Genomic DNA, 11,342 nt, shown 5'->3' with positions numbered 1-11,342 from the left:
TCGACGGCATCCGCCACAACATCCCCTTCGTTTCGGCGCTGATGCAGCATCCGCGCTGGATTGCCGGCGAGCTCTCGACCGGCTTCATCGCCGAGGAGTTCCCGGAAGGCTTCGCCCTGCCGCAGCCTGAGGGCGAGGTCGCGCTGCGGATGGCGGCGATCGCGATCGCCTGCGACCACCGGATGAACCAGCGCAAGCGCAACGTCTCGGCGCAGATGCAGGGCTGGCGCAAGGTCGAGTTCGAGCGCGCCCGCATCGTCCAGCTCGGGGCCGAGCGCTTCGAGGGCGAGGTCTCGGACGAGAACGGGGCGGTGACGATCGATTTTGGCGGGCGCAGCGTCAGGCTCGCCAGCGACTGGCGCCCGGGCGAGCCGGTCTGGCAGGGCACGCTGGACGGCGTCGCCATCGCGGCGCAGGTCCGGCCGATCCTCAACGGCTTTGCGCTCGGCCATGCCGGCGCCTATGCCAATGCCCATGTCTACACCGCCCGCGAGGCGCGGCTTGCGGCGCTGATGCCGGAAAAGGCCGCGCCCGACACCGGAAAATTCCTGCTCTGCCCGATGCCGGGCCTGGTCAAGGCGGTCTTCGTCGGCGTCGGCCAGGAGGTCAAGGCCGGCGAGCCCCTCGCCATGGTCGAGGCGATGAAGATGGAGAACGTCCTGCGCGCCGAAAAGGACGTCACCATCGCAAAAATCCTTGCCAAGGAAGGCGACTCCCTCGCCGTCGACGCCGTCATCATCGAATTCGCGTGAGAGATGCGTCATTGCAAGCACCCGGGTCTTGCCGCTCCTCGAAGCAATCCAGAATCGTAGAGCTCTGCTGCCCCTGGATTGCTTCGTCGGCTGACGGCTCCTCGCAATGACGGGCGCGCCTGACCGCGCCGCTTGCCTTCATTCGCCCGCCGTCTGATTGTCGCGCCCCCATGATACGAAGGTGGCGAACATGCTGACGATCTTCGGGCGGATCAGCTCGATCAATGTGCAGAAGACGGTGTGGGCGGCGGGCGAAGTCGGCCAGCCCTTCGAGCGGATCGATATCGGCGGCCAGTTTGGCGGCAACAGGGAGCCGGCCTATCTCGCCAAGAACCCGAACGGCCAGATCCCGACCCTGGAGGATGGCGAGGTCTGCATCTGGGAATCAAACAGCATCGTGCGCTATCTCGCCGCCCGCTATGGCGCCGGCTGGATCTGGGACGAGGACCCGGCCCGCCGCGCCGATGCCGACCGCTGGATGGACTGGATGCTCGCCGAATTGCAGCCCGCGATGACGCCGGCCTTCTGGGGGCTGATCCGCAAGACGCCGGGCTATACCGAGCCGGCGGTGATCGAGGCCTCGATCGCCAAGGCCGAAGCGAAGTTCGATATCCTCGAGGCGCATCTGGCCGGGCGGACCTATCTGGCCGGCGAGCGCTTCGGCATGGCCGACATCACGGTTGCGCCCGGCGCGCATCGCTGGCTCAACATGCCGGTGCCACGCAAGGAGCGTCCCAATCTGGCGCGCTGGTACGCCCATGTCTCGGCGCGCCCGGCCGCGGGGCCGGCCCTGCCGCTGCCGGTCACGTGAAGAGTGCCGGTGACGTGAAGAGTGCTGGCCTTGACCGCGCGGCGCCGCCCGGCATGATCGTGACGATGCGTCAGACGACACTCCTCGCCACGGCATTCATTCTGGCTTCAGCCGCGCCGGCGCTGGCGCAGGCGCCGAACACCAGCGCGCAGTCGGTGGACCGGCTGCAGATCGCTTCCTGCATGCGGCAGAGCGCGGCAGCGACTGCGGCCTGCATCGGCTCGGTCGCCGTCCCTTGCGTCCGTGCCGCCAGCGGAGACCGCCGCGATGCCGAGATCGCCTGTGCCAGGCGAGAGGAGGCTGTGTGGCGCGAGCGGCTGACGCTGGCGACGCAGATGCTGGGCCGCTCGCTCGATGCCGGCGGGCGCAGCCAGTTCACCGCGCTGCAGCTCGCCTGGGAGGGGTTTGCCGTGCAGAAATGCGCCTTTTATGGCAGCGCCCAGCCGCCGGCCCGCTCGGCCGGGCTGCAGGCCGGCTGCGAACTGCGCGAGGTCGCGCAGCGGGCGCTCGAGGTCGAGCGTTTCGCGGCAGGGCGCGGGCGCCGGGCTCCGGCGAGCCCACCGCAGATCATCAGATAGGTCTTTGCCACCAGCGCAGTAACCTACGATGGATTCCGGGACTGCGCCGCTTCGCGGCTTGCCCGGAACGACGAAGCAACAAGGGTGGAGCTTACTTTAGCCGCCGATCCTAACCTCCCGTCAGCTTTCATCCGCTATGGAAAGGCCTGCGCAGAAAGGCCGCCATGTTCTTCGCCCTCTCCAAGATCGTCTGGTTCCTGGCTTCGCCGGTGAACCTCGCCATTGCCGGGCTCGCGCTGGCGAGCCTGCTCGCCTTCACGCGCTTTGCCCGGGCCGGCCGCTGGCTCGGCCTGTTCTGCGCTACCGTTCTGGTCGCGCTCGCCTTCAGCCCGCTGTCGCGCATTCTGGTGCGGCCGCTGGAGGATCGCTTTCCGCAGCAGCTGGTGCATTCAGGAAAGGTCGACGGCATCATCGTGCTCGGCGGCGCGATCGGCGTCGCGCGCGAGGACATCGTGCTCAACAATGCGGCGGCGCGAATGACAAAGGCGGTGGAGCTGGCGCGCGCCCATCCCGAGGCGAAGCTGGTCTTCACCGGCGGCGGAGCCAATCTGCTCTCGCAGGTGGTTCGGACCGAGGCCGACGGCGCGCGCCTGCTCTTCCTCGGCCTCGGCCTGCCGGAAGACCGGCTCGTGCTCGAGGACCAGTCGCGCAACACGCTCGAGAACGCCGTGTTCACCCGCAGGCTGGTCGATCCGAAACCCGGCGAGCGCTGGCTTCTGGTGACCTCGGCCTGGCACATGCCGCGCGCCATGGGCGTATTTCGCCAGGCCGGCTTCGACGTCGAGGCCTTCCCGGTCGACTTCCTCTCCAGCGGCGAAAGGGCCGATTTCTTCAGGCCCTATCGCAAGGCAGCGCGCGGGCTCGATATCGCCGACGATACCTTCAAGGAGTGGGTCGGCCTCGTCGTCTACTGGCTTGCAGGCTACTCGGATTCGCTCTTCCCCGGCCCGTAGTCCTCACCGGCTTCCGGCAGGCGCAGGCGATAGACGCCGCGGAAATCGTCCGGGTCGACCGGCCGTCCCTTGCGGGTGATCACCAGCCTGCCATCCTTCATCAATTGCACCGCGACCCGCCGGATCGGCTGCATCAGCGGCCCCCAGCCATCGGGATGGTCGCCGCCGAGGGAGCGGGCGACGTCCATCGGGCCGAGCGTGCGCCCGTCGCCGCGTTCGGCAGCCAAGCGCAGGATCGTCTCGGCGAGGTCTTCGTCTGTGGGCTTGGTCATGGCGCTTGCTGAGCCGCGGAGCGGCTTTCGTCAAGCCGCCCGGCTTCCCGCGCCAACGGCGGCGGCCGAATCCGAGACGAATTGCCGGCGCCACATCACCGTCAGCACCGCTGCCGTCGCGATCAGGAAGAGCCAGGGCGAGATGAACCAGCCGAGATAGGCCAGCGCGAAGAAGAAGGCGCGCTGGCCGCGGTTGAAGTGCAGCCCGGCGACGATGTTCATCTTCACGGCCTCGCGCGCCGCGGCGAGCGTCTCCGGCTTGTCGGCCTCGGTATGGGGCGGGATCGCGCCGATCAGGATGGCGCAGTAGTTGAACAGCCGGTAGCTCCAGCCGAACTTGAAGAAGGCATAGGCGAAGATCACCGCGAGCCCGATCACCTTGATTTCCCAGGCGGCGCGCGTGGTCGGCGTCGCGAAGGGCAGGTCGGCGAAGATCTGGACGACCCGGTCGGCCGATTGCAGCAGCGTCAGCGAGCCGCCGATGGCGATCAGCGAGGTCGAGGCGAAGAAGGCGGTGCCGTTCTGCAGGCCGTTCATCACCTGCGTGTCGATGATCCGGTTCTCGCGCTTGACCGATTCCATGATCCAGCGCTCGCGGCGCTCGTTCATCAGCGTGTTGAGACTGCGCTTCGCATGCGGGCCGACCTCGACAGCCAGCAGATAGCCGATCCAGGCGGCAGCGAAGAATGCGATCGCGATAAAGTCGAGCGTTCCGAATCCGGCCATGAGCCCCTCCGGCCGGCAGATTGGCGAGGGCATGGCGTGCCGGCAAGCCCGCGATTGACGAGCGCCGCGCCAGCCGCCACCTTGCCGGCCTCGCAAGGGGAGGCCGGGATGCCGCAGACGATCACCAAGGGCTACAAGGCATTGCTGGCCGAGGCCGAAGCCAAGGTGAAGACGCTTTCGGTCGAGGAGGCGCAGGCGCTGTCCGGGCGCGACGATACGGTCTTCGTCGACCTGCGCGATCCCCGCGAGCGCGAGCGCGAAGGCAAGATGCCGGGCGCCTTCCATTGCCCGCGCGGCATGCTCGAATTCTGGATCGACCCGGAAAGCCCCTATGCCAAGCCGGTCTTCCAGGAGGACAAGCAGTTCGTCTTCTTCTGTGCCGGCGGCTGGCGCTCGGCCCTGGCGGCGCAGGTAGCGCAGGAGATGGGGCTGAAGCCGGTCTCGCACATCGCCGGCGGCTTCGGCGCCTGGAAGAAGGCCGGCGCGCCCTTCGAAGAGCCCGAGCCCAGGAAGGGCTAAGAAGGGCAGAGCCTCCGTCCTTGTCGCATTTACTGATCATCCTCGCGGTTGCGGCCTTCCTGTTCCGCAAGCCGCTCGGCCGCCTGATCGCCCGGCAGTTCCCGGACCGGGCGAAGCGCCAGCGCGTGCTCGGCACGATCATCGCCGGCTTCCTGCTGGTGGTGGCGATCAGGCTGCTCGCACTGTTCTGGAAATAGGGCCGCTGCGAATCGCCGCGCGCGAATGACGGCCTATTCCGGCGGGAATGTGAACGCTTCCCTGCCGTCAGCTGCAACCACCCCATGCATAAGATGCCGCTTGCACAATAAGCGGGCATGCGGCATTCTGTCTTTCTGGCTCCAACTCACGAAAGGGAGGGCTGAATGCAATTCTTCATCATCGCCACTCCCCCAATGCGGTCCTTCCACTAGGTCGGACTCGCCCGTGGCCCGCCTTCTCGGCGGCCCGAGCCAATATTTCCATCGCTTTTTCTGAAGCTCGCGGCCGCGGTCGCGCTTCATCTTGATTTGGAGCCGGTCTCTCGCTGACCGGATGCTTTCATGTCTCTTTCCTCGAAATCGGGGCGGCGGGAGCCGTTCCGTGCCGTTCTCGGCTTCACTTTTTCACATTGGGGCCGCCAGCCCGGGCGGGTCGCGGGCGTCGTCCTCACGGTGATGGCGGCGACGGCCGCCGACCTGTTCATGCCGCTCTATGCCGGGCGGCTGGTCGATGCGGTCTCCGGCGAGCGGGCGGCCGGGCTCGATCCGGCCCTCTGGGCGCTCGGCATGATGATCGCGCTCGGCGCCGGCACGGTGCTGTTCCGGCACCTGTCCTTCGTCGGCATCACCGAGATGACGCTGCGCACCATGGGCGACGTCGCCAGCGAGGCCTTCGCGCGCCTGCAACGCTTCTCGACCGACTGGCACGCCAACAACTTTGCGGGCTCGACGGTGCGCAAGATCACGCGCGGCATGTGGGCGCTCGACCTTCTCACCGATACAGTGCTGATCGCGCTGCTGCCTTCGCTGGTGGTGCTGCTCGGCACCACGGTGCTGCTGGCCTGGCATTGGCCGGCGATGGGTGCGGTCGTGCTCGCCGGCGCGGTGATCTACATCGCGGTGACGGTCGCGCTCTCGCTCGGCTATGTCGCGCCCGCGGCGACACTCGCCAACAGCTGGGACACGCGGCTCGGCGGCGCGCTCGCCGATGCGATCTCGTGCAATCCGGTGGTCAAGGCCTTCGGCGCCGAGGGCCGCGAGGACAGCCGCCTTGCCGGGGTGGTCGCGAAATGGGCCCAGCGGACGCGCCGCACCTGGCTGCGCGGCACGACCTCGGGCACGGCCCAGCAAATCGTGCTGCTGGGTCTGCGCGCGGCGGTGATCGGCCTCGTGATCTGGCTCTGGGCGCAAGGGCAGGCGAGCCCGGGCGACGTCGCCTTCGTGCTGACCAGCTATGCGGTGGTGCATGGCTATCTGCGCGATGTCGGCCAGCACATCCACAACCTCCAGCGTTCGGTGAACGACATGGAGGAGCTGGTCGCGATGCACGAGCTGCCCTTCGGCGTGCCGGATCGTCCCGGTTCGACGGCGATGGACGTAACCGCGGGCGAAATCGCCTTCGAGCGGGTGACCTTCCACTATGGAGGCCACATCGAGCCGCTCTATCGCGACTTCTCGCTGACGATCAAAGCCGGCGAGAAGGTCGGCCTGGTCGGGCGCTCCGGCTCCGGCAAGACGACCTTCGTCAAGCTGGTGCAGCGGCTCTACGACGTCACGGACGGACGCATCGCCATCGACGGGCGCGACATCGCTACGGCGACGCAGGCCTCTCTGCGCGCCCAGATCGCGATCGTGCAGCAGGAGCCGGTGCTGTTCCACCGCTCGCTGGCCGACAACATCGCCTATGGCTGGCCCGGTGCCAGCCAGGCGCAGATCGAGCAGGCGGCGAAGCTCGCCAATGCGCATGAGTTCATCATGCGCCTGCCCAAGGGCTACGGCACGCTCGTTGGCGAGCGCGGCGTCAAGCTCTCGGGCGGCGAGCGGCAAAGGGTGGCGCTGGCGCGGGCCTTCCTGGCCGATGCGCCGATCCTGATCCTGGACGAGGCGACGTCGAGCCTCGACTCGGAATCGGAGGCGCTGATCCAGGAGGCGATGGAGCGGCTGATGGAAGGCCGCACCACCATCGTCATCGCGCACCGGCTCTCGACGGTGCGCGCCATGGACCGGATCCTGGTCTTCGACCGCGGCACGGTCGTGGAGGAGGGCCCGCACGAGGCACTGCTGACGCGCGAGGACGGTGCCTACCGGGCGCTGTTCGAGAAGCAGGTCAGCGAGCTGGCGAAAGGGCTGGTGGCGTAGCGCTCCCTTCTCCCCTTGGGGGAGAAGGTGCCCCCGTAGGGGGGCGGATGAAGGAAGGGCCGCATTCGTGGCCCTTTCTTCGTTTCTGGCGTCCGCGCTGCCACCTTCTCCCCCAAGGGGGAGAAGGAAAGGGCCTGCTACTTCGGCGCGGCGGCGCGCGGACGGACGCCCGGGACGGGGCCGGGCGGCAATGCCTCGCTGGCATCCCGATTCAAGGACTTCAGATCGAGATTCGGCTTGCTCAGAAACTGAGTCATGCCGGCGATGTAAGTCTCTGGCAAAGCCCACTCTTTCGCTGCGGTGACGACCTGCTCGAGATAGCCGGGCTTGGGCTTTCCCGGCGTGCCGCTGCGCCCGATATAGATCAGGGCGCGCTTCGCTCCGCCCTCGACGATCACCGGCTGGCTGATCTTGACGTAGAGGCCGCTGGCGAGATCCTCGAACTTGTCGAGCGTGCGGATGTCGCCGAGCGCGCAATCCCAGAGCACGCCATGGACGCTTTCGCGGGGATCGCGGATCACCGAGGCGTAGCCGTCGGTGTTGACGATGAAGCGGTGGCGCGGCAGCCGGGCGAGGCCGAGCGGCTTCGAGCGCGGGCAGCGCTGCGCCATCCCGGCGACGTCCATGTTCAGGCCATAGGCGAAATAGAGGGGCATCGTGCTTTCCGTCGTGACACTGCCGTCATGGTCGGGCTTGTCCCGACCATCCACGTCTTTCCGCAACCCGCGCGGTGGTCAAGACGTGGATGCTCGCCACAAGGGCGAGCATGACGGCGAGCACGCCATCGGGAGATGCTGGGGTCAAGCCCGAGCATGACGCACTCTGCGAATGCCTCACTTCGTCTTGTTGAACAGTTCCCGCCCGATCAGCATGCGGCGGATCTCGCTGGTGCCGGCGCCGATCTCGTAGAGCTTGGCGTCCCTGAGCAGGCGCCCGGTCGGGTAATCGTTGATGTAGCCGTTGCCGCCGAGCAGCTGGATTGCGTCGAGCGCCAGCTGCGTCGCCTTCTCGGCCGCGATCAGGATGGCGCCGGCGGCGTCCTCGCGGGTGGTCTCGGCCCGGTCGCAGGCCTTGGCGACGGCGTAGACATAGGCCTTGCAGGAATTCATCGCGACATACATGTCGGCGACCTTGCCCTGGACGAGCTGGAACTCGCCGATCGACTGGCCGAACTGCTTGCGCTCGTGGATATAGGGCAGGACGATGTCCATCGCGGCCTGCATGATGCCGAGCGGGCCGGCCGAGAGCACGACGCGCTCATAGTCGAGCCCGCTCATCAGCACGTTGACGCCGCGCCCGACCGAGCCGAGCACGTTTTCCTCCGGCACCTCGCAGTCCTCGAAGACGAGCTCGCAGGTGTCGGAGCCGCGCATGCCGAGCTTGTCGAGTTTCTGATGGGTCGAGAAACCCTTCATGCCCTTCTCGATCAGGAAGGCGGTGATGCCCTTGGGGCCGGCCTCCGGATCGGTCTTGGCGTAGACCACCAGGGTCTCGGCGATCGGGCCGTTGGTGATCCACATCTTGTTGCCGGTCAGGACATAGCGATCGCCCTTCTTGACCGCCTTCGTCTTCATCGAGACGACGTCGGAGCCCGAGCCCGGCTCCGACATGGCGAGCGCGCCGACATGCTCGCCGGAGATCAGCTTGGGCAGGTACTTCTTCTTTTGCGCGTCGCTGCCATTGCGGGCGATCTGGTTGACGCAGAGGTTGGAATGGGCGCCGTAGGAGAGGCCGACCGAGGCCGAGGCGCGGCTGACCTCCTCGATCGCGACGCAATGCTCGAGATAGCCGAGGCCGGCGCCGCCATATTCCTCCGAGACGGTGATGCCGTGCAGGCCGAGCGCGCCCATCTCAGGCCACAGATCCCGCGGGAACTGGTTCGTCCTGTCGATCTCCTCGGCGCGCGGGGCGATCTTCTCCTGCGCGAAGGCGTGGACGGTGTCGCGGATCGCGTCGGCGGTCTCGCCGAGGTCGAAATTGAACGGGCGCGGCGCGTTGGCGAGCATGGTGACCTCCCGGCTGGAAACAGGCGGGGCGCTGCTGCGCCCTTTCCAGCGTTATAGCGCGCGCCCGGCGGGCAAGTCAGCTTGCGGGAGCCGGCAGATGGTTCTGCGCCGATGCGCAGGCGTGCGCGAAGGGAGCGAGGGCGATGCAAAATGCCGGGTGCGGTTCTCAGACCGCGCCGGGCCGGAAGGGCACGGGGAGGCGGGCTGCTCCCGCTCCCCAGCGGACATGGGCTGATCTCGACGAAAGCACCCGAACTCGCCCTCGGAGATATTCAGAACGTTTGCTCCCGGTCTCGTTGCGACGGCCGCTCGGTGTTGCCCCCTGGTCCAGTATCGAGGGCGTTGCAATGAGCGTACGGTCTTCTCCGTCGTGACTGCACTCCGCCTTCATTCTGCCGCGGGCTCCCGCCCAGCAAGAGTAATCGGCATGAAGCTCCAAGGGAGGACTGACATGAAGCCTCATAGCATATGGCTGAATATGTCTGCAGCTGTCGCTCTGATCGTCGGATCAAGCTTGCCTTGCGTCGCGCAGCAAGCGCCACAACAGCAACGTCCCAATATTGTTGTCGTGATGGGGGACGATATCGGCATCTGGAATATCGGCGCATACCATCGCGGCATGATGGCGGGGCGAACGCCAAACCTCGATAGAATCGCTGCAGAAGGTATGTTGTTTACCGATTACTATGCCGAGGCGAGCTGCACGGCCGGGCGAGCGAATTTCATCACCGGCGAGCTGCCGATCCGCACCGGCATGACGACAGTCGGTCAGGCTGGCGCCCCCACCGGCCTGCCGGCGCAAGCGGTGACGATTGCGACCGTGCTGAAGGGAATGGGCTACGCCACCGGCCAGTTCGGCAAGAACCATCTCGGGGACAAGAACGAGTTCCTGCCCACCGTGCACGGCTTCGACGAGTTTTTCGGCTATCTCTACCATCTCGACGCGATGGAAGACCCGTGCCATCCGAACTATCCGCAGGATCTCAGGTCGCAGGTCGGTCCGCGCAACATGGTCCATTCGCTGGCAAGCGACGTCGACGATGCCACGGTGGACCCTCGTTGGGGCAAGGTCGGCAAGCAGACCATCAGGGACGCTGGCGAACTCTGCCCAAAGCGGATGGAAACTGTAGACGACGAGATCCGCGACCTCTCCTTCAAGTTCCTGGACAAGGCCAAGGCTGACAACAAGCCGTTCTTCCTCTGGCTCAATCCGACCCGCATGCACATCGTCACGCATCTCTCGCTGAAATACGAGGCGATGCGCAATTCGAAGAACGGCTGGTCAATTCATGAAGCCGGCATGGCGCAGCTCGACGACGATGTCGGCCTCCTGATGCAGAAGCTCAAGGACATGGGCGTCGACGACAACACCATCGTCGTCTTCACCACCGACAACGGCACCGAGGTCTTCACGTGGCCCGATGGTGGTCAGACGCCATTCGCGCAGAGCAAGGGCACCGTCATGGAGGGCGGGTTCCGCGCGCCCGCGATGATCCGCTGGCCCGGTCGGGTCCCGGCGGGAAAGGTGGAGAACGGCCTGATCTCGGGACTAGACTGGTTCCCGACCTTCGTCGCCGCAGCCGGCAATGCCAACATCGCCGAAGAGCTCAGGAAGGGTAAGCAGGTCGGCGATCGCAACTACAAGGTTTACCTCGACGGCTACAACCAGATGGACCTGATCACCGGAAAGGGCCCGTCGAACCGGACCGAGATTTTCTACTTCGGCGAAAGCGAGCTCGGCGCTGTCCGCATCGGCGACTACAAATATCGCTTCATCGACCAGCCCGGCGGATGGCTCGGCGACAAGACCAAGGCGGACGTGCCTTATCTGACCAATCTTCGCCTTGACCCGTTCGAGCGCACGGGATGGCCGGAGAACGGCACGAAGTCAGGATCCCAGAACTACTTCTCCTGGTTCCAATACGAGTTCTGGCGCTTTGTTTTCGTCCAGCAGCAGGTTGAGAAGCTTGCCATGACCGCCATCGAGTTTCCTCCGATGCAGAGGGGAGCGAGCTTCAACCTGGATGCGGTGAAAGCGAAGATCGAGGCGGCCAGGACTGCGATGGCCAAGTAGGATCGGCAGCGTTCCAGCGCCGGGAACCAAGGTGAAGCCGTGTGGACGCTCCGCACGACTTCACCGGCTGCGAAGTCCTCCTTGTCGACGTCGACCGGGACAATGCACGTGCAAACCGGAATGCCCGGTTTCGAGCCGTGCCCCAGGTTCCGGTTCGGCGAGGCCGGGGGCTGCAGCCATCATGGAGCGAACGTCGTAATTCACCTTCCATGGCAGCGTCAGCTCACCCACGCCTCGGCCGATAACATTCCGCCGCTTCTGCAACCGCGAGACCGCGCGCGGCCAGCTCTGGGCGCTCGAGGATGCAGAGCCAGC

The 11,342-nt window shown here is 66.3% G+C and carries 12 protein-coding genes; 8 read left to right on the top strand and 4 right to left on the bottom strand.

The window, feature by feature from the left end:
- The 4 genes from RKE40_RS22230 to RKE40_RS22215 form a co-directional block, all read left to right on the top strand.
- Positions 1 to 752: biotin/lipoyl-containing protein (locus RKE40_RS22230; protein WP_316020390.1), on the top strand; the 752-nt coding region annotated here is incomplete at its 5' end.
- 190 nt (positions 753 to 942) lie between these two features.
- Positions 943 to 1,563, top strand: a complete 621-nt coding sequence (locus tag RKE40_RS22225) for a glutathione S-transferase family protein (RefSeq protein ID WP_316020389.1) — start codon at positions 943 to 945, stop codon at positions 1,561 to 1,563.
- Between the two features lie 65 nt (positions 1,564 to 1,628).
- Positions 1,629 to 2,141, top strand: a complete 513-nt coding sequence (locus RKE40_RS22220) for a hypothetical protein (protein ID WP_316020388.1) — start codon at positions 1,629 to 1,631, stop codon at positions 2,139 to 2,141.
- 164 nt (positions 2,142 to 2,305) lie between these two features.
- Positions 2,306 to 3,094, top strand: a complete 789-nt coding sequence (locus tag RKE40_RS22215) for a YdcF family protein (protein ID WP_316020387.1) — start codon at positions 2,306 to 2,308, stop codon at positions 3,092 to 3,094.
- Here the strand turns inward: RKE40_RS22215 and RKE40_RS22210 are convergent.
- Positions 3,064 to 3,366 carry a DUF3253 domain-containing protein gene (locus RKE40_RS22210; RefSeq protein WP_316020386.1) on the bottom strand — a complete coding sequence of 101 codons (303 nt, stop codon included), beginning with the start codon at positions 3,364 to 3,366 and terminating at the stop codon, positions 3,064 to 3,066. The two genes, RKE40_RS22215 and RKE40_RS22210, sit on opposite strands and share 31 nt — an antisense overlap.
- A gap of 30 nt (positions 3,367 to 3,396) precedes the next feature.
- The gene (locus RKE40_RS22205) at positions 3,397 to 4,092 is read right to left on the bottom strand and encodes a DUF599 domain-containing protein (RefSeq protein WP_316020385.1); all 696 of its coding nucleotides are present in this window, start codon (positions 4,090 to 4,092) and stop codon (positions 3,397 to 3,399) included.
- A 108-nt stretch (positions 4,093 to 4,200) separates the two neighbouring features.
- Between RKE40_RS22205 and RKE40_RS22200 the strand changes: the two genes are divergently transcribed.
- From RKE40_RS22200 to RKE40_RS22190, 3 genes are all read left to right on the top strand, one after another.
- Positions 4,201 to 4,611, top strand: a complete 411-nt coding sequence (locus RKE40_RS22200; RefSeq protein WP_316020384.1) for a rhodanese-like domain-containing protein — start codon at positions 4,201 to 4,203, stop codon at positions 4,609 to 4,611.
- A 20-nt stretch (positions 4,612 to 4,631) separates the two neighbouring features.
- Entirely contained in the window at positions 4,632 to 4,808 is a 177-nt protein-coding gene (locus RKE40_RS22195) for a hypothetical protein (protein ID WP_316020383.1), read from the top strand.
- A gap of 342 nt (positions 4,809 to 5,150) precedes the next feature.
- The gene (locus RKE40_RS22190) at positions 5,151 to 6,947 is read left to right on the top strand and encodes an ABC transporter ATP-binding protein (protein WP_316020382.1); all 1,797 of its coding nucleotides are present in this window, start codon (positions 5,151 to 5,153) and stop codon (positions 6,945 to 6,947) included.
- Positions 6,948 to 7,084: 137 nt separating this feature from the next.
- Here RKE40_RS22190 and RKE40_RS22185 read toward each other — a convergent pair whose 3' ends face one another.
- Together RKE40_RS22185 and RKE40_RS22180 are read right to left on the bottom strand one after the other, a co-directional pair.
- Positions 7,085 to 7,603, bottom strand: a complete 519-nt coding sequence (locus tag RKE40_RS22185) for a gamma-glutamylcyclotransferase family protein (RefSeq protein WP_316020381.1) — start codon at positions 7,601 to 7,603, stop codon at positions 7,085 to 7,087.
- A gap of 177 nt (positions 7,604 to 7,780) precedes the next feature.
- Positions 7,781 to 8,953, bottom strand: a complete 1,173-nt coding sequence (locus RKE40_RS22180; protein WP_316020380.1) for an isovaleryl-CoA dehydrogenase — start codon at positions 8,951 to 8,953, stop codon at positions 7,781 to 7,783.
- A 451-nt stretch (positions 8,954 to 9,404) separates the two neighbouring features.
- Here RKE40_RS22180 and RKE40_RS22175 point away from each other — a divergent pair, with 451 nt between their 5' ends.
- Complete coding sequence (locus tag RKE40_RS22175) at positions 9,405 to 11,027, top strand: arylsulfatase (RefSeq protein ID WP_316020379.1); 1,623 nt, start codon at positions 9,405 to 9,407, stop codon at positions 11,025 to 11,027.
- Positions 11,028 to 11,342: the final 315 nt, after the last annotated feature.

It is taken from the genome of Allobosea rubneri, from assembly GCF_032464875.1.
Lineage (GTDB): Bacteria > Pseudomonadota > Alphaproteobacteria > Rhizobiales > Beijerinckiaceae > Allobosea > Allobosea rubneri.
This window is presented reverse-complemented; position numbering and strand designations above follow the sequence as displayed.

What these genes read in the sequence shown, in the direction of transcription:
- RKE40_RS22225 (WP_316020389.1), top strand. Translation starts at nt 943, where the DNA reads ATGCTGACGATCTTCGGGCGGATCAGCTCGATCAATGTGCAGAAGACG.
- RKE40_RS22220 (WP_316020388.1), top strand. Translation starts at nt 1,629, where the DNA reads ATGCGTCAGACGACACTCCTCGCCACGGCATTCATTCTGGCTTCAGCC.
- RKE40_RS22215 (WP_316020387.1), top strand. Translation starts at nt 2,306, where the DNA reads ATGTTCTTCGCCCTCTCCAAGATCGTCTGGTTCCTGGCTTCGCCGGTG.
- RKE40_RS22210 (WP_316020386.1), bottom strand. Translation starts at nt 3,366, where the DNA reads ATGACCAAGCCCACAGACGAAGACCTCGCCGAGACGATCCTGCGCTTG.
- RKE40_RS22205 (WP_316020385.1), bottom strand. Translation starts at nt 4,092, where the DNA reads ATGGCCGGATTCGGAACGCTCGACTTTATCGCGATCGCATTCTTCGCT.
- RKE40_RS22200 (WP_316020384.1), top strand. Translation starts at nt 4,201, where the DNA reads ATGCCGCAGACGATCACCAAGGGCTACAAGGCATTGCTGGCCGAGGCC.
- RKE40_RS22190 (WP_316020382.1), top strand. Translation starts at nt 5,151, where the DNA reads ATGTCTCTTTCCTCGAAATCGGGGCGGCGGGAGCCGTTCCGTGCCGTT.
- RKE40_RS22185 (WP_316020381.1), bottom strand. Translation starts at nt 7,603, where the DNA reads ATGCCCCTCTATTTCGCCTATGGCCTGAACATGGACGTCGCCGGGATG.
- RKE40_RS22180 (WP_316020380.1), bottom strand. Translation starts at nt 8,953, where the DNA reads ATGCTCGCCAACGCGCCGCGCCCGTTCAATTTCGACCTCGGCGAGACC.
- RKE40_RS22175 (WP_316020379.1), top strand. Translation starts at nt 9,405, where the DNA reads ATGAAGCCTCATAGCATATGGCTGAATATGTCTGCAGCTGTCGCTCTG.